Raw genomic sequence first — 22,871 nt, forward strand, 5'->3', positions numbered from 1 at the left:
TTAATCAAGGGCTCATATCATCTTTTTTAGGTTGACACGGTTTGCCGCTGTGACGGTCGACAATGGTGATGTCTCGTTTGGGAAAGGGGATTTCGATGCCGTTCTCGTCAAACAGCGTTTTAACCGTGTCGGTGATGTAGGAGATCGTATCCATGCGTTTGCGCGCATCCTTGATCCAGACCCTGAGTTGAAGGTCCACCGATGATTCGCCGAAATCCCGCACCACCACCTTGGGCGCCGGTTCGGCCAGTATCCAATCGGCTGACTGCGCCGCCCGAATGATCAGCGCCTTGGCTTTGGCCATGTCCGCATCATAGGCGATGCCGATGTTGACACGCACCCGGATGGATGAAGAGATAATCGTGTAGTTGACGATGTCCCGGGTCATGATTTCGTTGTTGGGGATGATCACCACGATATTGTCCGTTGTTTTGATGCGGGTGGCCCGCAGCCCAATATCGATGACATCGCCCCACGAGGCACTGCCGGTCGGTGCGCTCCACACCTCGATGCGATCCCCGATTTCGAAGGGTCGGTCGATAATGAGCAAGATCCCGGCGATGAGGTTGGACAGCGTATCCTTGGCGGCAAAACCCACGGCAACCCCCATGACACCGGCTCCGGCAATGAAGGGCATCACGTTGACACCCAGTACATCCAGAGCGATGACCGCTGCCGTGGCATAGACAATGGCGCCGGAGAATTTGTTGAGCAGATCAATGACGATGTTGTCTATGTCGGTTTGCGTGCGTTTGGCCAGATTGCGTTCGAGGTATTCCAAAAAAATGAGGAGAATCGATTTGACAGGCGCGGCCGCCACGATGATGAAGACGGCGTGGAATACCTTCTCGACCATCCTCAAGTGAAACAGCCGGATCCACATCACGCCCACGAGCCATATCAGCAGAAGGCCGGCCGCTTTCCGCAGGATGACAAACAATTCCCTGCGTACTTGAATAAGCTTGAAGTAGACGATCTTCTTTTCGAGAATGATCAGGATCCGTTTGATAATCAGCCACAGGATGAAGGCGGCAAGCACGGCCAGGAGCGCATTTGCCCAACTTTTCGACAGGGACGCCTCGGCGCCGAAAAATGAAATGACCCGATCGATATAGCCAGTGATGGTGTTCATGGATAACCTATGGAAGAAGGATGCCTGTCCGTCGTCTGCTGGGGGTCTCTACCATATTTTTAAGCGGGTTGTTAATGGAAAAGCGCCTGTCCCGACAATTTAAGCAGAGGGTGATGCATCTGATCATCCATCGTAAGCATGCCAGATGCCAATGCACAAAAACCAGACGAGAAGTACGATCCGTCGCCCGAACGACAGCGGTCAGCATGCATATACCTGACAAGTGGCATTCGCTTTGGGTCGTTCATGTTTATCAAGGAGTCCGAAGGCATGGCAAATGATTGCATCGTATTTAAGGGAAGACTGCGGCGAAGGTCCGTCGCATCCTGTCGGAAACGCTGCCTTAAGAAGAACGGCGGAACCGGTTGGAGGATGGCGGCGAAAACGGCTGACCGCCTAACGGTCGGTTTATGCAAGGATCCGGCTATGTCGCAAGGTGTCCCCAATCGGGAATTGGGCCGGAGTTGACACCCTATTTTTCGTCCAGGCCATCCAGAACTTGTCGAATGCGGGATTCGGGGACCACGTCCGCCTGAAGCAATGTGGAGCGGATCTCTGAGAGCCGTCCGCTTAACTCAGCCACCCGAATGGTCAAATCCTGTATGGTTTCGGCGGCGGTCTTTTCAGTGACATCCATGGCTTCGCGAAGATCGCTGGCATTTTTGATCAGCATCTTCAGGTTGCGGATCTTATCCAGTCGCAGGAACAGTTCATCGAAATTGATGGGCTTTTGCAGGTAATCCGCAGCGCCCTTTTTCATGGCTTCAATGGCGTTGTCCACCGAGGCATGGGCCGTGATCAGCACGACTTCTGTCTTGATGTTGATCCGTTTGGCTTCTTCGAGCACACCGATGCCGTCTACCCCGCCCGGCATCATCAGGTCGGTGAGCACCACATCGTAGAAAAGCCCGGCCATTTTTTCAATGGCAACCCGGCCGTCTTCGGCGGCATCAACGGTGTGTCCCTCACGGGCCAACCGCTTGGTTAACAGTGTCCGGGTGACCGGATCGTCGTCGACCACAAGAATCTTAAGACAAGTCATTTCTCATTCTCCCTGGTTAAACCGTCCGGGTCATTGGGTCGGCGCTAACCATTTTCGTACGGTTGTCACTGCAGCTGGTAGTAAACCGACCGCAGGTGACGCTTCGGGATAAATCGCGGACAAATCCCGGTCAGCGACTCGGTGGAACCGATAAGCAGATACCCGTCGGGTTCAAGCACATCGGCAATTTTGTTGAACAGCTTTCTCCGATCTTGAAGGGTGAAGTAAATCGCCACATTCCGGCAAAAAATGATGTCAAATTTGCCCAGCCCCACAAACGGTTGCATCAGGTTCATGTGCCGGAAAGAAGCCATGGCACGGATTTCATCCTTAATTTTCCAGTTTCCGCCATCCGGTGTGAAATAACGCTGGAGTTTTTCCCGGGGAAGTCCCCGTTCGATCTCAAACTTGTTGTAGGATCCGGCGCTGGCCTGAGCAACAGCGGCATCCGAAAGGTCGGTGCCCATGAGCGTGGTTTTATGGGTACCGTTATTGCCCATGAGCTCTTTGATGACGATGGCGATACTGTATAATTCCTGGCCGGTGGAACAGGCACTGCTCCAGATTTTCAGGTTGGGGAGTCCCGGCCGGGCGCCTTTGCCGGTGCGGGCATCGATCAGATCCGGCAGGATTTTGTGTTTTAACAGTTCAAATGGGCTGGTGTCGCGAAAAAAGAGCGTCTCGTTGGTGGTGATGGCATTGATGATCTTTTTCTCAAGGATCCTTCGGGTATCTGACTTGGCCTTGTGGTAAAATTCACTGTAGGATTTGCAGCCTTCCTCGTCCAGCAGCTTTCCAAACCGGGTCTCCAGCAGATAGGCTTTGGAGGCATCGATAGAGATCCCAGATACATTATAAATGTAGGTGGAGAGGACTTTGATTTCTTCCGGTTTGATTTTTACCATTATTTTCCCTGGCGCAACGGCCGGCGGCCTCAGCATGCCTTCCGACAGTGCTGGTTAACCCATGCGTACGGTTTTAACGATCATGTCGGCGATCTGATTCAGCGCAAGGACCGCGTCTGCCAGTCCGGTCTCCGCTGCCTCCTTTGGCATGCCGAACACCACACAGGTCGCTTCGTTCTGGGCGATGATCGTGGCCCCGTTTTTCTTTAGCAATTTAAGGCCCTGGGTGCCGTCCGATCCCATGCCGGTCATGATCACACCGGTGGATCGGCCCACATAATGGTTGGCCACAGATCGGAAAAGGTAGTCTACGCTTGGCTTGCAGCTGTTTTCCGGCGGGTCGTCGGTGATCTTGATGATTCGGTTCTTTCCATCGGCGCCGGCGACGATTTTCATCTGCTTGCCACCCGGTGCGATAAAGGCGGTGTTGGGCACCAGGGGCTCTCCCTGCTTGGCCTCTCTCACCGAAATCGCGCATTTGGACGCCAGGCTGTTGGCCAATGATTGGGTGAACATCGGCGGCATGTGCTGAACGATCACAATGGGGACACCGATGTCCCCTGGAATCATCGGCAGCATCTTGGCCAGGGCGTTGGGGCCGCCCGTGGAAATGCCGATGGCGACGATCTCCGCCTTGGAGCGCCGGAACGGCCTGGCCAGCGTACGCGATGCCGGTGCGATCACGGGCGAGGCAGCGAGGGCCGCTTTACTCGGTCCTGGAGCGGTTTTCAGGCTATCGGGGATTCGAACACTTCTTTGAAAGGCACGGATCATGGGGGCAATGGCGGATTCGATCTTATTGCGGTTTTCCGCCATGGTGCCGGTCTGGGGCTTTGGAATAAAGTCAAATGCCCCCAGTTCCAGGGCTTTCATGGTCATCGCCCCGCCTTCGTGGGTCAGCGTGCTGAGCATGATGGCCCCGATGTGCGGAGCGTGTTGGCGAATGTGATTCAGCACTTCAATGCCGTTCATCTCAGGCATTTCGATATCGAGGGTCAGCAGATCGGGTTTCAGGGAGGCCAGTTTGGTGACCGCGGCCTTTCCATTGTGGGCACTGCCCACCACTTCCACGCCGGGAAGCGGGGCCAGCGCATCACTGACGATCTTGCGGTAAAGGGCGGTGTCGTCCACCACCATGACCCGCAACGGTCGGCGATTAGTCATCGACATGGTAGCCTCATCGAAGACCGGATTACCCGGGATGCGTGAATACCATGGGACGTGGCGCTTCCCCGGCTATTTTTCATTGTCCAGCACTTTCCCTACATCCAGAATGCCGATAAGGCGTTCTTTGGTTTTGAACACCCCTTTGAAAAATTTCCCCTGGACCCCTCCGATATTTGCCGGAGGCGGTTCCACCTTATCCCAATCGGCCTCCACCACGTCACTGATGCGACTGACAAGCAGACCGATATATTCATCCTTCGAATTGACAATGATATTCCGGCTCGTGTCGGCCAGCTCGGTTTCTCCCAGATTGAGCTTTTTGCCTAAATCGATGATGGTAACGATCTGGCCCCGCAGATTAAGAATGCCCATCACATAGTCAGGTGCCTGGGGAACGGTGGTCATGTCCATCAGCTTGTTGATTTCCTGTACATTGAGGATATCCATTCCGCAAAGGGCCTTGCCCACGTAGAAAGTGGCCATTTCGACGGTTCGACTTGCCATTTTATTTCCTTTTGATCTATCCATCACACATCTCCTTGTCCAATCAACGGTCGCGACTGCCGCGCACGGTACACTTTAGATGCAGACAACCGCCAAGAGGGATTGGGTCAACCCGGATCGCCTACGCGCTGGTAAGAAATCCGTAAATACTGCGGACCAATTTCTCACGGTCAAGCTTGATCTGATAGTCACTGATTCCCACTTGGCGTCCTCTTTCGATATCCTCTTCACCGGCAAGGGTGGTCAAAGCGATGACAGGAAGATGGGAGTAGGCATTGCTGCCTTTGATGCGTCGGGTCAGTTCGAAGCCGTTCATGTTCGGCATCTCGATGTCGGTCACCACCAGCGAGATGTCATCGGCATGCTTTTGCAGCAGTTCCCACGCGATGGCCCCGTCTTCAGCTTCGATCACCGAATACCCTTCGTCCTCCATATAGCTTTTTACCTGGTTGCGGAAAAAATTAGAGTCTTCGGCAAATAGGATTTTTGCGGCCTCACCGTTATGGTTGGTTGCCGCCTCCATGCTTTCAAACCACTCCGGATTCAGGGTTTGAACAATTTCGTACACATCCACCATCAAGGTGGTGTGGTCGTTGATGATGGCGGATCCCATGATGCCGGCCTGTTTCAAGGTCCGGCCGTCTACATCCAGGGAAAACTCAATGGCGTCCACCGGGCCGATAGCCAGCAGGCCGATCTCCTTGCCGCAGATGATAAAGACGATGACCAGCAGATCTTCGACGTCTGCCAGGGGCTGGACCATGGCCACTTCGTCAACGGAGAACAAGGGCAGGCTGCTGCCGCGGTAGCGGATGACGCGTTTGCCGCCCACGTTTTCAATGTCGGTGGCTTTGATTTTTTCGATTCGTTCCACCATGTTCAGTGGAGCGGCGAACTGCTCATTTTCGGCGCTGCGGAATACCAGCAAGGACTGACGGTCTTTCTGTTCCCGGATGGCCCGCTGGTTTTCTTCGGCGACCTCGGCTGCCCGGGAAGAGCCTTCAACGGAGGTCAGGCCGGCCATCTGGGCCAGATTGGCCACATCCAGGATCAGCGCGACACGGCCGTCCCCCATAATGGTGGCCCCGGCGTAGCCCTTGCACCTTTTCAGATCCCTGCCCAATGGCTTGACGACAATCTCCTCCGAATCATGCAGTTCATCAACCACCAGGCCGTATTTCATGGCGCCGGTGGACACGACCACGATATTCAGGGCGCTGGCGGCGTGGTACCGGCGCTCGTGAGCCTGTCGGGCCACGGCATCCTTTTCGCCCTTTTGCGGGTCTTCCCTCTGGGAATCGGCGGTATTTTTCTCTTCAATCAAGGGGCTCTCTTTCGAGCGTCTGTCAGACAGGGATCTCCTGCGGTTCATTCGCTTTCGACCGGTAGCCGGGTCGACGTAGATGGAATCGGTGTCGATCACCTCGGCCAGTTTGATCAACGGCAGCAGATTTCCCCGGAGACGGACCACTTCCGCATCACCCACCCGTTCAATCCGGTCTTTGACTTGGTCTGCAGGTATGCGAAGCAGCTCTTCCAGGTTGACCTGCGGAATGGCATAGCGTTCGTGGCCGGTCATGACGATCTGGCAGGGAATGATAGCCAGGGTAAGGGGCAGCTTGATTCGCAGCGTCGACCCTTTTCCCAGTTCGGAGTCGATGTCAATGATTCCGCCGAGTTTGTCCAGGTTGGTTTTTACGACATCCATGCCGACACCGCGGCCGGATACGTCGGTGATCTTTTCGGCCGTGGAAAAACCGGGCAGGAAAATGAGATTGATCCGTTCTTTGTCGGACATCACCTTGGCCTGATCTTCGCTGATCAATCCCTTCTCAAAGGCTTTCTGGGCCAGGGCCTGGCCATCCAATCCCTTGCCGTCATCGGAGATTTCGATATTGACCTGGCCTGCCTCGTGGTAGGCCTTCAGGAAAATTTTCCCTACGGGGTTCTTGCCCGCATCGCGGCGAACGCCCGGCAATTCAATGCCGTGATCAACGGCATTTCTTACCAGATGGGTCAGCGGGTCACCGATGGCTTCGATGATGGTCTTGTCCAACTCGACGTCTTTGCCCTCGAGGTGCAGTTCCACCTTTTTACCGAGTGTTTGAGAGAGGTCACGGACTACACGGGGAAATTTGTTGAACACGTTGCCGATGGATTGCATCCGGGTGAGCATGATTGCCTCCTGAAGCTCGGAGGTGATCAGGTCGATGCGCTGACCGGCGATTTCAGATCCCCGATGATCTTCCGAACTCATCGATTGGAGCAGTTGGTTTCGGCTGAGCACCAATTCACCGGCCAGGGTCATCAATTGGTCCAGCAGGCTGACGTGGACCCGCAGACTGGTTTCGGTTTCTGTCTTCATGCCGGTGGACTTCTGCTGCGCGCGTGCAGGGATTTCATCGGGTTCTGCGGCTGCCACCGGTTCCGGTTCGCGCGCGGGCACCGGATCCGGTTTGACGGCAACCACCGGTTCCGGTTTCTCTTCTGCCGAAACCGTCTCCGGGGATTGCGGCCCAAGGCATCGCACGGTCATATCCGGCATGACTTGATGGATCTGGTGTTCTGGAATTTCAAACAGGACATTGATATCTTCGGGTTTTAATATCGTGGCAAACAGAACGATGAGTGGAGCCGTTTTCTGTCCTTTTTTCAGTTCCATGGACCGAATCTTGTCAGGGGAAACGCTGCAGGCGATCAGGGTGCCGGTCTGCTCCATCTCTTCGATGGCCGCTCCGGGGGTTTTGCCTTTTTCCACCACATCGGCCATCAGGTCGATGTCCGCCAGGTAAACAAATTTGCCTTCGGTCATCAGGCTTTCGACCATGGCGCGATCCGCCTCGATGGCCACACTGGCATCAGCGGAGGCGACGGACATCATTTCTTGCTCGTTTTTCTGTCCCCCGTCGACAATCCGGTCGGCATCCCCATCTTCCACGGGTTCCGGCGCAGCAGGCGCACCCGGCTTCAGCTCAGCGGGCGCCGGCGACAACGGTCGGCCATCGGCAATGGCCTGGAGGGCATCGATGTGCTGCGCGATGTCCACTTCATTGCTGGTGAACACGTCGTTCATCAGGGCCTTGAGGGTATCGGAGGCCATCAGCAGAACATTGACGATCTCGGGCGTGGGAACCATATCCCGGCTTCTGATTTTGCCGAGGATATTTTCCATCTCGTGGGTGAGATCCTTGATGGTGGTCAAACCCATGAAACCGGCGCCGCCTTTGATTGAGTGGGCGGCCCGGTAAACTTTGTTGACGAGATCTTCATCGATGTCGGCACCGGCCTCCTCAATAGCCAGCAAGTCGGTTTCGATATCCGCCAGATGCTCGATGGATTCCTCCAGGTACATCTGTAAAGTTTCGTCGTCCTGAATGGTCATGGCGTGCTCCTTTTACCGAAAAAAGATTGCGTCCTGTCAGATAGCCTGTCTTCAAACCGGTTCAGATCTGCAACGACCGTTTTCCGCCTGAAACAGGTGCCAGGTCGATAGCCTGAACAAGTTGAGATCCGGTTGGTGAACGGTGTTGTAAGCGATTAAATGATCGTTCCATTTCGCGCATTTGTCGTTCTGGTGAAACCACCGGGCAGTTTCTATGAACTTATATCCGCAACCTGATCAAAAACTTTAGCTGTTTTTAAGATAGGCGAAATCGCCAACAAACGATTCGGTGGAGAGGCTGTGGAACCGTCCGTGAGGGGGAGCGTTTGGAATGATGAGCCAGGTCAGGCCGGGTCAATCGGGGACTGGCTTTCCGGAAAGGGCCTGTCGGTAAGATCAGCATGCAGGCCGGCCGTCGAGACAGAAATGGTGCGGGGGATGCGAGCTGACGGGGACTCGATGCTCATGCCTGCAGGGCTGCACGGCACGGCCGTCTCAGGCAGAACCTTCCCCGCGGCTCGCCGCGGGGAAGGTTCTGATCATCGACGGATCGGCGTCCTAATAGGACCTGGAGAAAAAACCGGCTTTGAGATATTCACGGTTAAGCCGGGCGATATTGGTAATGGAGATCTCTTTCGGGCATTCGGCTTCGCATTCCGTTTCATTGGTGCAGTTGCCGAAACCCAGCTCGTCCATTGTCCGGACCATATTGATCGCCCGTTTGGCCGCTTCAGGTTTTCCCTGGGGCAACAGCGCCAATTGCGACACCTTGGCGCTGGTGAAGAGCATCGCCGAGGCATTGGGGCACGATGCCACGCAGGCCCCGCAGCCGATGCATTGGGCGGCGTCCATGGCCAGATCGGCGACTTCCTGGGGGACCAAAATTGCATTGGCATCCTGGGCGCCACCGGTGTTGACTGAAATATATCCGCCGGCCTGGATGATCTTGTCCAGAGCGCTGCGGTCCACGGCGAGGTCCTTGATCACTTTAAAGGCCATGGCCCGGAACGGTTCGATGGCAATGGTGTCGCCGTTGTCGAAATGGCGCATGTGCAGCTGGCAAAGGGTCGTTCCTTTTTCCGCGCCATGGGCCCGACCGTTCACCACGCAGCCGCACATGCCGCAGATGCCCTCCCGGCAGTCATGATCGAAAGCGATGGGCTCTTTGTCGTCAATCGTCAGTTGGTCGTTGACCACATCCAGCATCTCCAGAAAGGACATGTCGGTGGATATGTTCTCGGCATGATAGGTATCGAACCGTCCTTTGTCTTTGGGTCCGTTCTGGCGCCACACTTTCAGTGTCAAATTAATCGTCTTTGTCACTTGTAGCTCCTTTGCGTAAGTTTGACGTTTTCAAATACCAGGGGCTCTTTGTGAAATTCAGGTTCCCGGCCGTCCCCCGTATGTTCCCATGCCGCCACATGACAGAAATTGTCATCATCCCTGAGGGCCTCGTGCTCCTCGGTTTCGAACTTTTCGTTAAAGTGGCCGCCGCACGACTCCTGACGCGCCAATGCATCGACGATCATCAATTCACCGAATTCGAGGAAATCAGCCACGCGTCCGGCACGCTCCAGGCTCTGGTTGAAATCGGCCGACTTGCCGGGCACCCGCACATTCTCCCAGAATTCGGCCCTCAGTTCCTGGATCATCCCCCGGGCCATTTCGAGGCCTTCGTTGTTTCTGGCCATACCGCAGTACTCCCACATGATGCGTCCCAAGGTTTTGTGGAAGTCGTCCACCGTTCGTTTGCCGTTGATGGCCAGCAGCCGGTCGATGCGGCCGGTGACCTGCTTTTCCGATTCGTCGAAGGCTTTGTGGCCGGTGGTGACGTCCGCCTTGGCGGTGCCGGCCAGGTAGCCGCCGATGGTATAGGGCAGCACGAAATAGCCGTCCGCCAATCCCTGCATCAGGGCGCTGGCCCCGAGCCGGTTGGCACCGTGGTCGGAAAAGTTGGCTTCGCCGAGGACAAAGAGGCCGGGGACGGTGCTCATCAGGTTGTAGTCCACCCACAGGCCGCCCATGGTGTAGTGAATGGCCGGATAGATCATCATGGGGGTCTGGTACGGGTCGTCAGCGGTGATCTTTTCGTACATCTGAAACAGGTTGCCGTATTTCTTTTCGATGACATCCTTGCCGTCGCGATTGATCGCATCGGCGAAATCGAGATAGACGGCCTGGCCGGTCTCGCCCACGCCCTTGCCCATGTCGCATTGTTCCTTGGCATTGCGGGAGGCCACGTCTCGTGGAACCAGGTTGCCGAAACTGGGATATTTGTTTTCCAGATAGTAATCCCGCTCCGATTCGGGAATCTGGTCCGGTTTGCGGGTGTCTCCCGGTTTTTTGGGTACCCACACCCGCCCGTCGTTACGCAGGCTTTCGCTCATGAGGGTGAGCTTGCTCTGGAACGTGCCGTGCACGGGGATACAGGTGGGGTGGATCTGGGTGAAGCAGGGATTGGCGAAAAAGGCACCTTTTTTATAGGCCCGATAGGCGGCGGTGACGTTCGAGGCCATGGCGTTGGTGGAGAGGAAAAAAACATTCCCGTAGCCGCCGGTGCACAGCACGACGGCGTCGGCGGCATGCCGCTCCACTTGCCCGTTGATCATGTTGCGAACGACGATGCCCTTGGCGTGGCCGTCGACCAGCACCACATCCAGCATCTCACGACGGGGGAACATTTCCACTTTGCCGGCGCCCACTTGACGCATCAGGGCGCTGTAGGCGCCCAGGAGCAGCTGCTGGCCGGTCTGCCCTCTGGCGTAGAAGGTACGGGACACCTGGGCGCCGCCAAAGGACCGGTTGTCAAGCAGGCCGCCGTAATCCCGGGCAAAGGGAATACCTTGGGCGACGCACTGGTCGATGATGTCGTTGCTGACCTGGGCCAGGCGGTAGACGTTGGCCTCCCTGGCCCGAAAATCTCCGCCCTTGACCGTATCGTAGAACAGCCGCCAGATGCTGTCGCCGTCGTTGGGGTAGTTTTTGGCGGCGTTGATGCCGCCCTGGGCCGCGATGCTGTGGGCCCGTCTGGGGCTGTCCTGGATACAGAAGGTCTTGACGTTGTAGCCGAGTTCAGCCAGGGTCGCCGACGCCGATCCGCCGGCCAAACCGGTGCCGACAACGATGACATTGAATTTGCGTTTGTTGGCCGGATTGACCAGCTTCAGTTCAAAACGGTGCCGGTCCCATTTTTGTGCAATCGGTCCGCCGGGTATTTTTGCATCAAGTGCCATGGTATTTCCTTTCTGGACTTGGTTGGGGGTGGGCAACCCCATCGCGTGTTTTAATTGTGGCCGAAGCCTGGGCGTTGTGTCGATTGGCCCATCAGGCCAGCAGGAAAATGTATATGGGCAGAAAGCCGAATCCGATACCCACCACCACCGCAAAGGCGATGCTGAGCGTACGAAACAGGGGCATATATTTGGGATGATTGGCGCCGATGGTTTGAAAGGCGCTCCAGAACCCGTGGCTGACATGGATGGCGGCAACCACCATGGCCACGATATAGACGGCAACATAGCCGGTATTGGAAAAGGCGTTGGAGACGATCGTAAAAATAGTGGTGTCCGTCTTGTCTACGAAGTGAAAGTTCATCAGGTGAAAAATGATGAAGGCCAACAAAGCAGCGCCGGTGTAGGGCATGGTGGCGGACCCCACGGTGCGGCCGCCGGCGCTCCGGTTAACTGCATAGCGTTTCGGCCGGGCCTTGAGGTTCTGCAGAAAAAGGTAGAGACCGGTGATCACGTGAACCAGGAAAAAGGACAAAAGGACCAGTTCGGCCATCGTCAGCAGCGGCCCCAGGGCGTGAAGATGCTCGGCGTAGCCGTTGAAGGCATCTTTTCCGCCATAGATGGTCAGGTTGCCAGCCAGGTGGGCTGCCAGGAATCCGCAAAAACTAAGCCCCGTGATGGCCATCAGCAGTTTTTTTCCGATGGATGACCCCAGTGTGCCGGTAATCCAGTTCATCGTTGCCTCCCGTTTAAGGTGAATGCCCAAATTTTTGAATAAGGGATCTAAATTATTTTTCTTTCCTATCGCTGTCAATAAATAATTTCAACCACCATGAATCCCATTCAGTTTTCGCTATGCTTTCCGAAAGTTTGATGCCAGCAGCCGTCTGAAGGCGCGCTTTTACATGTCCGGACCACTTGTCCGGAGCGGCATAACCCATGTCCGACAGGGACTTCAGATCCAGCAGGAAGGCCAGTTGGTCGGCGTCACGGGCCAACTGGGCTTCGAGGGTTTCACGGGCGTTGAACTCGTCGAGCAGGGCGCGAATGTCCGTTGCGAAAGGCAGGTCCCGGGTCATGTCGGCCACAGCCATTTTTTCATCGGCCATTACATATTCTTTCTGAACCGTGTTCAGGTCGCCTATCCTGGCCTCGGGGAGATCGTGAATCAGGCACATGGCCAGCAACCGGCCCTCATCCGCTTCCGGTTCCATCCGTGCCAGCGTCCAGGCGATGCACATGACGCCAAACGTGTGTTCGGCGACAGATTCCTTTCCCGGCCCGAGGAACTGATACCCGGTGCGCTGTATCCTTTTTAGTAGCATGGTTTCAAACAAGAACTCGGCGATGCGTTCCATGGTCTCTCCCCTGTGCGGATGGATTCACATATGGCAAGGGCCGCGGAAAAAGCAGCCGGGTCCATCCGGCTGGTCCATGCGGTCCGGATATGGCGTTTCACCAAAGGCTCCATGCAACCCGTGTGGAGCCACTGGCGGGTCTTGTATCCGGTTCAACCCCCGGCGCCACCATGGTCGATTCTATTTTTTGCAGCTGACCGGTTTGGCCGGGGTGGTTGAACCGCGAACTGATCATTGACTGTTTCCTTGCGGTGCTTTGCAGAACTGCCGTTATAGGCAGAAGATTCCCTGCGGCCTGCCGCGGGGAATCTTCAATCGTTTGCATGTTGGGAAAAGGGTTGGATCTTGTGGCCGCAAAGCCTTGAACCGCGGTACTTCGAACGTCAAACTGCTTGACACCATCTGGAGGCTTGTATAGGTATACAAAACCTTTTTCAAGGGGTTTCGACCCATTGAACCTGCCCGATCGGTTGGTTTTGGACTCTCGCCGGCAGGGCGAACCCCGTGCGTGCTTAAATCATTACATAGTGGAGAGACGGACATGGTGCCTACCCAGATGGATTATATTCACATTATCAGCAACGCCAGCCTGATGGTGAAATTTGTCCTGCTGCTGCTGCTTTTCTTCTCAGTGATGTCCTGGTCGATCATCATCATAAAGATCCGGTACATTCGCAAGGCGTTTAGCGAGTCGGATATTTTTATCGATTATTTCTGGAAAAGCCGAGACCTGGCCGGCGCCTTTACCAAGGCCAAGCAGCTGAGCGGGAGCCCGGTGGCCCGCATTTTCAGAATCGGGTATGCCGAACTGCGCAAACTCAACACCAGCGGCAAACCCGGGGACGAGGTTATTCCTGATGAGAGCAGTCCCTCCCTGCGCCAGGGCTTTTCGGGCACCGACAACGTCAAACGGGCCCTTCGACGGGCGATCAACACGGAAATGACGCGTATCAATCAGATGGTTCCATTTCTGGCAACCACCGGCAACACAACCCCATTTATCGGGTTGTTCGGCACGGTGTGGGGAATCATGAACTCTTTCCATGGCATCGGGCAGCGGGGCTCGGCCAGTCTTGCCGTGGTGGCACCGGGTATTTCAGAAGCGCTGGTGGCCACGGCTGCAGGCTTGGCGGTGGCCATCCCCGCCGTGATCGCGTTCAACCATTTCATGCAGAAGATTCGCGTGATTGAGACGGAATTACATAGTTTTTCGGCTGATTTCCTCAATATTCTAGACCGGGACATTCTACGATAAAAGGGAGGCGGAATGGCAATCGGCAGCGGCAGTGATCGACTCATGTCGGACATCAACGTGACCCCGTTTGTGGACGTCATGCTGGTACTGCTTATTATATTCATGGTGACGGCTCCCATGATGGTTCAAGGGGTCGATGTGGCCCTTCCCGAGGTGAGTGCAACGCCCATGGTGACTGAAAAGGAAAACCTTACCGTCACCATCGACCGGGAGGCCAATATCTATATCAACGATTTTCAGGTGCGGATGGATTTCCTCAAAGAGAAGCTGGAAAAAATCCTTGCGGGAAAAACGGACCGGGAGGTTTTTTTTCGAGCGGACAAAGACGTCTCCTATGGGGTCGTCGTCCGTGTGATGGCGGAGATCAAGGCCGCCGGTGTCGACAAACTGGGCATGGTGACTGACCCCTTCGACGACCAGACCATCGGGCAATCCTCCGGTAAAAAAAGCTGATGAAAAAGAACATCCGCGTTCCGGTCTCCTCCAGCCAGGACCTGCGGGGCGATGGACGGGCACCGTTGTTTTACCCGGTGGCCCTTTCCTCGGTTTGTCACATGGTGTTTCTGTTGCTTTTCGTGATTACGCCGAGCCTGCGGTCTGAAAAAGTCCAGACCCAGTCGGTGATCAATGTCAGCATGGTATCGTTAAAAAACCCCGCTACGCAGGCCGGCGAAAAACCGGCGGTTGAAAACAAGGCTCCCAAAATCGAAAAGCCCGATGTGGTGAAAAAACCCAGCGTCACGCCGCCGGTCAAAAAAGCGGCCAAGGTAGCAGATACGCCGCCGCCGAAACCCAAGACGTCTATGAAAAAAAAGACCTTCAAGTCGACCCAGGTGGTCAAGCAGGCCATTGAACAGTTGGAGGAGCAGGTGAAGGTCAAAACAGAGGCGCAAACGGAAACGGCCCAACCTGAACCGCTGAAATCCGCTTTGGAGCGGCTGCGGCAGGAGGTGGGAAAGGCGGAAGCCAGCCGGCCGGTACCAACCGGCGAAAGCACGGATCGTTCCGCCGGGAAAACCGGTGGAAAGCTGGGAAAGTTCAATGAAGAAGGAAAGAAGACAGCCGAGCTGATCGATCTGTATCGCATCGAGATCGCTTACCAGATCCAGAAAAACTGGGCGTTTAACGAGCAGTTGGCCGGCGGTGACCAATCCCTGGTGGCGGCCATTGTTTTCAAGGTGATGCCCGATGGGGAAATCCGGGATATTTTTTTCACCGACCGTTCAGGCAACACCTATTTAGATGAGTCGGCATACAAGGCCATCGTGAAATCCAATCCGGTGGACAGCCATCCCCATGGACTGATTCAACCCTATGTGGTCATGGCTATTCGGTTTACCCCACAGGGCATTCGTTAAGCGATTGCGGGCTCTGCAGCACGGAACCCTGAACCTTAGACCGGTTACCCAACAACCAAGGACACCATGCTAATATGATTCGAAGCCGATTGATGTTCGTTTCAGCGGTGCTGTTGATTTGGCTGCTATCCTGGCCGGCTGCCGCCGCGCAATACAATTATATTGATATATCCAATCCTTTTCTTCGAAAAACCCCCATCGCTGTGCCGATATTCAAGGCTGCCGCCCAGGATCCGGCAGCCATGGAGGCGGCCAAAGCCGCATCGGCGTTGCTGGAGTATTATCTTGATTTTACAGGCTACTTTTCCATCAGCGACCCGGGCGCTTTCCTGGAAGACCCGCAGTTGATGGATATTTCCGGAGCCGGTATCCGTTACCGGAACTGGACGGCCATCGGTGCCGAATTGCTGGTCACCGGCGGCGTGGTGATCCGGGATGGGGATGCCGAATTCGAGCTTCGGCTGTTCGACACGGTCAAGGAAAAAATGCTGGTGGGAAAGCGCTATCGAGGCAGCCCGGACGATCACCGCCAGGTGGCCCGGCGGTTCTGCAGCGAGGTGGTATTTGCCATCACGGGCAGCCGCGGCTTTTTCGATTCGAAACTAGCCTTTGTTTCCAACGGTTCCGGTCACAAGGAAATTTACCTGTGTGAATTTGACGGCAGCAACATTACCCGGTTTACTCACCACAACAGCATCTCGCTTTTTCCCGACTGGTCATCGGACGGCCGGTGGATCGCCTACACCACCTATGCGGATACTTGGCCGCGGATCCGCATTCAGCATGTGAGGGAAAACCGGACGGCAAGGATCGACAAGCCGGGCCTGCAGGTCGCGCCGGCTTGGGTTCCCGGCAAGTTTGAGCTGGCTGCCAGCCTCTCGTTTTCCGGCGACCAGGAAATTTATCTGTTGACCGGAAATGGGAAAGTGATTAAAAGACTGACAGGCAGCATGGGAATTGACGTGGAACCGACGTGGTCTCCGGACGGCAGGCGCATGGCGTTTGTGTCCAAACGCTCTGGCAACCCCCAGCTATATATTTACGACAGTGTTTCCAGCCGGGTTCAGCGGCTGACTTTCGAAGGGCGCTATAACACCCAGCCGAGCTGGTCTCCCAAAGGAGACAGAATCGCATACTCTGCCATGAACAATGGCGTCATAGATATCTTTACCATCAACCCCGAAGGTGGCGAGCCCGTTCAGCTCACAGAGAATCAAGGAAGCAATGAGGCACCGACATGGTCCCCCGATGGAAGTCTTATTGCCTTCAGCTCGACACGTGAGGGTAAAAGCAGGCTTTACGTGATGACCGCTTACGGAACCGACCAGAGACGCCTGCTCACCTTGCCCGGTGAGCAGTCCAACCCAAAGTGGTCTCCGAATATCCTAAACCCATGAATCGTACGTATACCCGAAAAAGGAGGAGAAAGTGATGAAAAGAAAGTGGATCATTCTGGCTATGATGTTTATTATCCCCGCCATGCTGTTTTCTGTTTCCTGTGCCAAGAAGGCCGTTATGACAGAGCCGTCGACCACTGACACGTCGGCCGCCGATGAAGCCGCCCGTCAGGCGGAGATGGAAAAACAAAAGGAGATGGAGCGCCAGAAACAGATGGAAGAAGAGCGCCTGGCTGCCGAACGTGCTGAGCAGCTTAAAGCGGAAGCCATGCAGCGGGACATGATGATGGCAAAGAACCGTTTCCTCAACGAAAATGTCTACTTCGACTTCGACAATGCCACCTTGGACTATCAGGCCCAGGAACTGCTCAAGCAAAAAGCCATGTGGCTGCGAGACAATCCCGATGCCAACGTCGTCATCGAGGGGCATTGCGATGAAAGAGGGACCAATGCCTACAACCTGGCACTGGGCGAACGCCGGGCTGAAAGCGCCAAAGCGTTCCTGGTGAACCTGGGAATCTCCGAAGCGCGGTTGACCACCATCAGCTATGGTGAGGAAAAACCCGTCGACATGGGGCAAAATGAAGAGGCGTGGGCAAAGAACCGACGTGCCGCCTTTGTCCTGGAGTAATTATCAGTAGTCATCGTCGTTGACGACCCGCGCCATCCAGCCGGCTAGCTGGTGGTTGCCGCGGACGACAACGCAATCAACCCCATATGTAACTCACCGAATATGCAGCAACCGGCCTGAAAGTAAGCCGTTGCTGCATATTCTATATGGGACGGCTCATACGCCGTCCATCCTGCGGGCCATTTAGGCCCGGAGATATCCGGGAAGGTGACCATGCCAAACAAAACCATATGGATTGGCCTTGTCGCGGCAGTTTTGCTCTGCAGTTGTGCACTTCAGGAGGATGTCTACACGCTGGACCACCGCCTGTCCGCTCTGGAGCGGCGAAATCTTGAACTGGAAAAGCAGAATCGCGAACTGGATACACTCAACCGGGATTTGATTCAGGCAAAAGAGAGTATATCCAGCCGGGTCGAAGGTTTGGACCAGACCCGCCGGGATGATGAGATGGAGCTTCGCGCGCAGTATGCCGGTTTGGCCGCCCAGATACAATCATTGCAGGAAACGTCGCAAATGCTTTCCGGCCGGCTGGAAGAGATAGAATATCTGCTTAACCAGAAACTCGAGGGGTTTGAAGACAACCAGCTGAAGAATAGAGAACGAATGGACCGGATGGCCACCGATATGGCCGCCGTTCAGAAACGCATGGATATGATCGACCAGTACCTGAACCTTGAAGCCGCCCAGGCGAAGCAACCGGCCTCGCCGGCGGTGTCGGCAGTCGTAGCCGCCAAACCGGCATCGGACCAGGCCCTCTACGCCGAGGCCAAGAAAGCCTTCGATGAAGGCAACGTTCAAGCGGCGCGCAAGGGTTTTGAACAACTGCTCACCGACTATCCCCAATCCCCGAATGCGGACAACGCTCAGTTCTGGATCGGCGAAACTTATTACCGGGAAAAGTGGTATGAGAAAGCAATCCTTGAATACCAGAAAGTGATTGAGAAATACCCTTCCGGCAACAAGACACCAGCGGCGTTGCTCAAGCAGGGATTATCCTTTCTGAACATTGGAGAAACCAATAACGCCCGCCTGGTGCTCAAAGAATTGGTGGCCAAGCATCCAAGTACCAATGAAGCCAGCATCGCCAAACAGAAATTGGAATCCCTCTAGTGGTGCTGCACCGGTGGGCATCCGTGCTTCCATGCGCTTGACCCATCCGATTGATGGAAGGCGGGTCATTGCGCGATGCGATAATCGACCATGATCAAAGTGATCGGTATTGATCCCGGTTTGGCCGACACCGGGATCGGCATTGTCCGCGGCAGCGGCCTTGACGTACACGGCTATGCCTATGGCACCATATCCACATCCAAGGATGAGCCAACTGCCTGCCGATTGGAGCACATCTATACGAAGGTCAGCCGGGTGCTGGCCGACGAGAAGCCTGACCTGATGGTTCTCGAGGATGTCTTTTCCCTTGAAAAGTATCCCAAGTCGGGTATCGTTTTAGGAAAGGTCTGCGGGGTCGTGCTGCTGGCGGGTATCCGGTCCGGTGTCCCCTTAACGGAAGTGCCGGTGCGCCAGGCCAAGCAGATTCTCACCGGCAACGGGAACGCCTCAAAAGTCCAGTTGGAACGGGTGGTGCGAAACACCCTTTGCGCCCCGGCGGCCATCCGGCCCTTTCATGCATCTGATGCATTGGGCTTAGCCCTGATTGGCCTGTTCCGCTTTAAGCCGGAATGAAGAGGATCTACTAACCCTACGTGCCGCTTGATTTCAGAGTTGACAAGAGATGATCGGATACCTCGAAGGCAGATTGATGAAAAAGGAAAAGGAGCGTATCCTGCTGCTGGTGAACCAGGTGGGATTCGAAATCCTTGTTCCGGTGGTGGTGATGGAAACCTTGTCCGCAAAAGCAATCGGCGATGAGGTCTCATTGTATATCTATTATCACCAGACAGAAAGACAGCCGAAGCCGGTGCTCATCGGATTCAACCTTGAGGCCGAAAAGGAATTCTTTCAATATTTCATTTCCGTGGAAGCCATCGGACCGCTCAAGGCCGTCAAGGCATTGAACATCTCGGTGGGAGATATCGCTCATGCCATCGAAAGCGGCGATGTCAAGACATTGAAACGGCTGAGCGGGATCGGCGATCGTACGGCCCATAAAATTGTCGCTTCCCTGCAGGGCAAGATGAACAAGTTTGCTCTCATCCGGCATGAAAAAGAAGGGGCCATGGCACCGGCGGATGAGGATTTTATCCAGATGGTGATGGATGTGCTCGTATCACAGCTGGGATATCGAACCACCGATGCCCGGCAGATGATCGCCGATGCCGTGGAAAAAAACAGCACCATCGCCTCCGCGGAACAGTTGTTTGACGAAATTTACCGGGGACAGCGGCAGTAGACGGCGATCCCCACTGACGCAAAGCGGTTGATTGAAGATGGTTGACCGGCAATCATGGATCTGTTGATGGCGGACCGAATTCTCACCCACAGCTCGGATGACACGGCAATAATCGATGGCACCGTTCAGCCCGATGACCGGGACCCGGACATTCTCTCCTTGCGTCCCGAACGGCTGCGCGAGTACGTCGGGCAGGCCGAGGTGGTGGAGACCTTGAAGATCGCCATAGAGGCGGCCCAGATGCGGTCAGAACCCTTGGAACACGTTCTTTTTCATGGTCCGCCGGGGTTGGGCAAAACCACCTTGGCCCACATCATTGCCAATGAAATGGGCGGGACACTGACCGTGACATCGGGACCGGCTTTGGAAAAGGGGGGCGACCTGATCGGGATCCTCACGCACCTGGGAGAAGGAGATGTACTCTTCGTTGACGAAATCCACCGTACTCCCAAGACAGTCGAGGAATTTCTCTACCCTGCCATGGAAGACTTTGCCGTGGACTTTGTCTTCGACAAGGGGATTCACGCCCGCAGCCACCGTTACCGGCTGAAGTGTTTCACCCTGGTGGGAGCCACCACGCGGGTTGGACTGCTCTCCGCCCCGCTGCGAGACCGGTTCGGTATTTTTCGAAGCCTCGATTTTTACGGCCTGGATGACCTGGTGAAGATAACTACCCGGTCAGCGTCGCTTCTGGATGTCGCGATCGACAAGTTGGGTGCTCTGGAGCTGGCCAAACGCTCGCGGGGGACGCCCCGGATCGCCAACCGGCTTCTCAAACGGGTTCGGGATTATGCCCAGGTACGCGGCGACGGCGCCATTTCCAAGCCCACCGTGGAAGCGGCCCTGGCGCTGGAGGGAGTGGATGACCGGGGGCTCACCCGGCTGGATCATCGCTACCTGAAAACCATCATCGATTATTACGGCGGCGGTCCGGTAGGTATCGAGGCCATCTCCGCCACCCTCCAGGAAGAGACCGATACCCTGGTGGACGTGGTCGAACCTTACTTGCTGAAGATCGGTATGGTCATCCGTACCTCATCGGGCCGGCGGGCCTCTGATGCGGCCTACCGCCATCTGGGCGTGCCGGTCCAGCGAAAGCTCTTTTAATCGAATGCCCCTGATCACTCTGCTCACCGACTTCGGTACCCAGGACGAATACGTGGGCGTCATGAAGGGGGTGATTGCCGGCATCAATCCGGACGTCCGGATTGTTGATATCAGTCATTCCATCGCGCCTCAGGATGTTGTCCACGGGGCCTATGTTTTAGCTGCGGCATGCCCCTTCTTCCCTGCCGGGACCGTCCACGTGGCCGTGGTGGATCCGGGCGTGGGCGGGGCGCGCCGGATCCTGGCCATCGAATGCGGCGGACAGCGATTCGTGGCCCCCGACAATGGACTGGTTGAGCGCGTGCTGATCCGTCAATCGGTTACCGCGGCGGTTTCCGTGGAGAATTCGCTTTACTTTCTAAAGCCGGTGAGCCGCACGTTTCATGGCCGGGACATCTTTGCACCGGTTTCCGCCCATCTGGCAGCCGGGTTGCCGCTGGCTGAACTGGGGCCGGCCGTCGATCGGGACTCCATCGTATCCGGGGTAGTCCCCCGGTGCCGGTTTTCAACGCCGGTCTGTGTGGAGGGGGTGGTGGTCGCCGCGGATCGTTTCGGCAACCTGATGACCAATATCGATGCGACCACTATCGATCGACTGGCCCAGCGGGCCACCGGTAAAAAACTGATCGTGGACGTGGCCGATAAACCGATTGGCGGCATTGTGGCCTCCTATGACCGCGTGCCCAGGCACACGCCCCTGGCGGTGATCGGCAGTCGGGGGCTGCTGGAAATTTCGGTCAACTCAGGCGACGCGAGGAAAGCCCTGAGTGCTGGAAAGCATGACACGGTTCGGGTTCGATTGACCTGAAGGATGAATCGATAAACGGCACACACCGTGCCATAACATACGTGAGGAAAACCTGACCCATGGCAAAACCCGAAAAGCGATGGCAGCTTTTGCTGGTGGCTGACGACGGGCGGATCATTCCTTTCAAGAGAATCAAGGGGATCGCGGTGACGCTGGCGATCCTGTTGGTGATTCTGGGGCTGGCATGTGCCGGGTTGGGGTGGCAGCTGACCGCGGAAAAAGTCAGACATCGCCGGACGATGGCTGAGCTCACCGATGCCAACCGCCAGGTGGTCCACTACAAAAGCCAGCATGAATTGATCACGGCTGAACTGGTGCTGGCTGAAGCACGCATGGAAAAATCGGGGCTGCCGGTTCCCCGTCGGCAGTCGCGCGCGGAGCGGCAACCGCCTGTGGAACCCGTCGATGCCAAACCGGTTCCCGAACCAACAGTCGCTGACGGCGAAAAAGAAACCCCATCCAGCGGTGCCGCCGGCCAGGCGGCCGCCAAACCCGCATCCGCACCCCCGGCAGCGACACCTCCGGCCAGCGTGGCCAAGGCGGCCGTTCCGGACGCTGCCCCAACGGAAGCAACCGCAGCACCCGAGCAACCGGTGGTTGCCATGGATGATCTGGAAATTGAACACGACGCCAGGAAAAAGGTTCTCCTGGCGCGATTCCGGGTAAAAAATACCGGCCCCCGCTCTTCCCCGGTTGCGGGCCGGTGTGTGGTGGTGCTTAAAAGCGACCAGATGGATTCCGATGCGTGGCTGGCCATGCCGGGTGTCGCGCTGGTGAACGGCGAGCCTGACGGGGAGCGGGGACAGGCGTTCCGAATCTCCCGGTTCAGAGACATGGAAATCAAAGCCATGGGGCAGGCGGACCCCTCATCCTATACGACCGCCACCGTCTATGTGTTTGATTCTTCCGGGGCCAAAATCCTGGAAAAAGATTTCTCCGTCGATCTGCCTGCTCCCCCACCGGAGGCGGAACCGGTCTCCGCACCCGCGGTGAAGCCGGTCAACGACTCCGGAACAGCCGCCATCCCGGAGGAATCGGGGTCAGCCAATACGCCGCCTGATCCAGCGGCACCGCCGGAGGATTCGGGAGCGGCGGCGGAGACGCTGCCAGTGACACCCTCCCCGGAAAGCGATGCCGGGGCCGCGTCGCCGGCGGTACCGGCCGGAACGCCGGTCGATGACCCATCACTGACTGAAGGTGTTGACCCGGTAAAGAAAGAAGACGTCCGTTCCCGGTTTTAAAGTC

The 22,871-nt window shown here is 56.2% G+C and carries 21 protein-coding genes; 11 read left to right on the top strand and 10 right to left on the bottom strand.

The window, feature by feature from the left end; genetic code table 11:
• Positions 1-4: 4 nt before the first annotated feature.
• The 10 genes from ACZCED_RS06115 to ACZCED_RS06160 form a co-directional block, all read right to left on the bottom strand.
• Complete coding sequence (locus ACZCED_RS06115) at positions 5-1,132, bottom strand: mechanosensitive ion channel family protein (RefSeq protein ID WP_462969950.1); 1,128 nt, start codon at positions 1,130-1,132, stop codon at positions 5-7.
• Positions 1,133-1,604: 472 nt separating this feature from the next.
• Entirely contained in the window at positions 1,605-2,174 is a 570-nt protein-coding gene (locus ACZCED_RS06120; RefSeq protein ID WP_462969949.1) for a response regulator, read from the bottom strand.
• Positions 2,175-2,239: 65 nt separating this feature from the next.
• On the bottom strand, positions 2,240-3,079 hold the full coding sequence (locus tag ACZCED_RS06125; protein ID WP_462969948.1) for a CheR family methyltransferase: 840 nt from the start codon (positions 3,077-3,079) through the stop codon (positions 2,240-2,242).
• A 54-nt stretch (positions 3,080-3,133) separates the two neighbouring features.
• Positions 3,134-4,249, bottom strand: a complete 1,116-nt coding sequence (locus ACZCED_RS06130; protein WP_464860436.1) for a protein-glutamate methylesterase/protein-glutamine glutaminase — start codon at positions 4,247-4,249, stop codon at positions 3,134-3,136.
• Positions 4,250-4,315: 66 nt separating this feature from the next.
• Entirely contained in the window at positions 4,316-4,750 is a 435-nt protein-coding gene (locus ACZCED_RS06135; protein ID WP_462969946.1) for a chemotaxis protein CheW, read from the bottom strand.
• 121 nt (positions 4,751-4,871) lie between these two features.
• Positions 4,872-8,132: a hybrid sensor histidine kinase/response regulator gene (locus ACZCED_RS06140; RefSeq protein ID WP_462969945.1), complete on the bottom strand. Its 3,261-nt coding sequence runs from the start codon at positions 8,130-8,132 to the stop codon at positions 4,872-4,874.
• Between the two features lie 558 nt (positions 8,133-8,690).
• Complete coding sequence (locus ACZCED_RS06145) at positions 8,691-9,455, bottom strand: succinate dehydrogenase/fumarate reductase iron-sulfur subunit (RefSeq protein WP_462969944.1); 765 nt, start codon at positions 9,453-9,455, stop codon at positions 8,691-8,693.
• On the bottom strand, positions 9,452-11,365 hold the full coding sequence (locus ACZCED_RS06150; protein WP_462969943.1) for a fumarate reductase/succinate dehydrogenase flavoprotein subunit: 1,914 nt from the start codon (positions 11,363-11,365) through the stop codon (positions 9,452-9,454). The genes ACZCED_RS06145 and ACZCED_RS06150 overlap by 4 nt, the downstream gene beginning before the upstream one ends.
• A 91-nt stretch (positions 11,366-11,456) precedes the next feature.
• Positions 11,457-12,098, bottom strand: coding sequence for a succinate dehydrogenase cytochrome b subunit (locus ACZCED_RS06155; RefSeq protein ID WP_462969942.1), 642 nt, complete (start codon positions 12,096-12,098; stop codon positions 11,457-11,459).
• Between the two features lie 52 nt (positions 12,099-12,150).
• Positions 12,151-12,720 carry an HD domain-containing protein gene (locus ACZCED_RS06160; RefSeq protein ID WP_462969941.1) on the bottom strand — a complete coding sequence of 190 codons (570 nt, stop codon included), beginning with the start codon at positions 12,718-12,720 and terminating at the stop codon, positions 12,151-12,153.
• Positions 12,721-13,261: 541 nt separating this feature from the next.
• Here ACZCED_RS06160 and tolQ point away from each other — a divergent pair.
• The 11 genes from tolQ (at position 13,262) to ACZCED_RS06215 (ending at position 22,867) form a co-directional block, all read left to right on the top strand.
• Complete coding sequence (gene tolQ / locus ACZCED_RS06165) at positions 13,262-13,975, top strand: protein TolQ (RefSeq protein WP_462969940.1); 714 nt, start codon at positions 13,262-13,264, stop codon at positions 13,973-13,975.
• A 12-nt stretch (positions 13,976-13,987) separates the two neighbouring features.
• A complete protein-coding gene (gene tolR / locus ACZCED_RS06170) occupies positions 13,988-14,428 on the top strand; it encodes a protein TolR (protein WP_462969939.1) in 441 nt (146 codons plus the stop codon).
• A complete protein-coding gene (locus ACZCED_RS06175; RefSeq protein WP_462969938.1) occupies positions 14,428-15,333 on the top strand; it encodes a TonB C-terminal domain-containing protein in 906 nt (301 codons plus the stop codon). The genes tolR and ACZCED_RS06175 overlap by 1 nt, the downstream gene beginning before the upstream one ends.
• A 74-nt stretch (positions 15,334-15,407) precedes the next feature.
• The gene (gene tolB / locus ACZCED_RS06180) at positions 15,408-16,730 is read left to right on the top strand and encodes a Tol-Pal system beta propeller repeat protein TolB (RefSeq protein WP_464860437.1); all 1,323 of its coding nucleotides are present in this window, start codon (positions 15,408-15,410) and stop codon (positions 16,728-16,730) included.
• Positions 16,731-16,764: 34 nt separating this feature from the next.
• Positions 16,765-17,361 carry a peptidoglycan-associated lipoprotein Pal gene (gene pal / locus ACZCED_RS06185; protein WP_462969936.1) on the top strand — a complete coding sequence of 199 codons (597 nt, stop codon included), beginning with the start codon at positions 16,765-16,767 and terminating at the stop codon, positions 17,359-17,361.
• A 213-nt stretch (positions 17,362-17,574) separates the two neighbouring features.
• Positions 17,575-18,471, top strand: coding sequence for a tol-pal system protein YbgF (gene ybgF, locus ACZCED_RS06190; RefSeq protein WP_462969935.1), 897 nt, complete (start codon positions 17,575-17,577; stop codon positions 18,469-18,471).
• Between the two features lie 90 nt (positions 18,472-18,561).
• Complete coding sequence (locus ACZCED_RS06195) at positions 18,562-19,044, top strand: crossover junction endodeoxyribonuclease RuvC (RefSeq protein ID WP_464860438.1); 483 nt, start codon at positions 18,562-18,564, stop codon at positions 19,042-19,044.
• Positions 19,045-19,093: 49 nt separating this feature from the next.
• On the top strand, positions 19,094-19,711 hold the full coding sequence (ruvA, locus tag ACZCED_RS06200) for a Holliday junction branch migration protein RuvA (protein ID WP_462969933.1): 618 nt from the start codon (positions 19,094-19,096) through the stop codon (positions 19,709-19,711).
• 66 nt (positions 19,712-19,777) lie between these two features.
• A complete protein-coding gene (gene ruvB / locus ACZCED_RS06205; RefSeq protein ID WP_464860439.1) occupies positions 19,778-20,818 on the top strand; it encodes a Holliday junction branch migration DNA helicase RuvB in 1,041 nt (346 codons plus the stop codon).
• Positions 20,819-20,822: 4 nt separating this feature from the next.
• Positions 20,823-21,626: an SAM hydrolase/SAM-dependent halogenase family protein gene (locus tag ACZCED_RS06210; protein ID WP_462969931.1), complete on the top strand. Its 804-nt coding sequence runs from the start codon at positions 20,823-20,825 to the stop codon at positions 21,624-21,626.
• A gap of 59 nt (positions 21,627-21,685) precedes the next feature.
• Positions 21,686-22,867: a hypothetical protein gene (locus ACZCED_RS06215; RefSeq protein ID WP_464860440.1), complete on the top strand. Its 1,182-nt coding sequence runs from the start codon at positions 21,686-21,688 to the stop codon at positions 22,865-22,867.
• The last annotated feature ends 4 nt before the right edge of the window (positions 22,868-22,871 follow it).

This window comes from Desulfosarcina sp. (assembly GCF_055467485.1).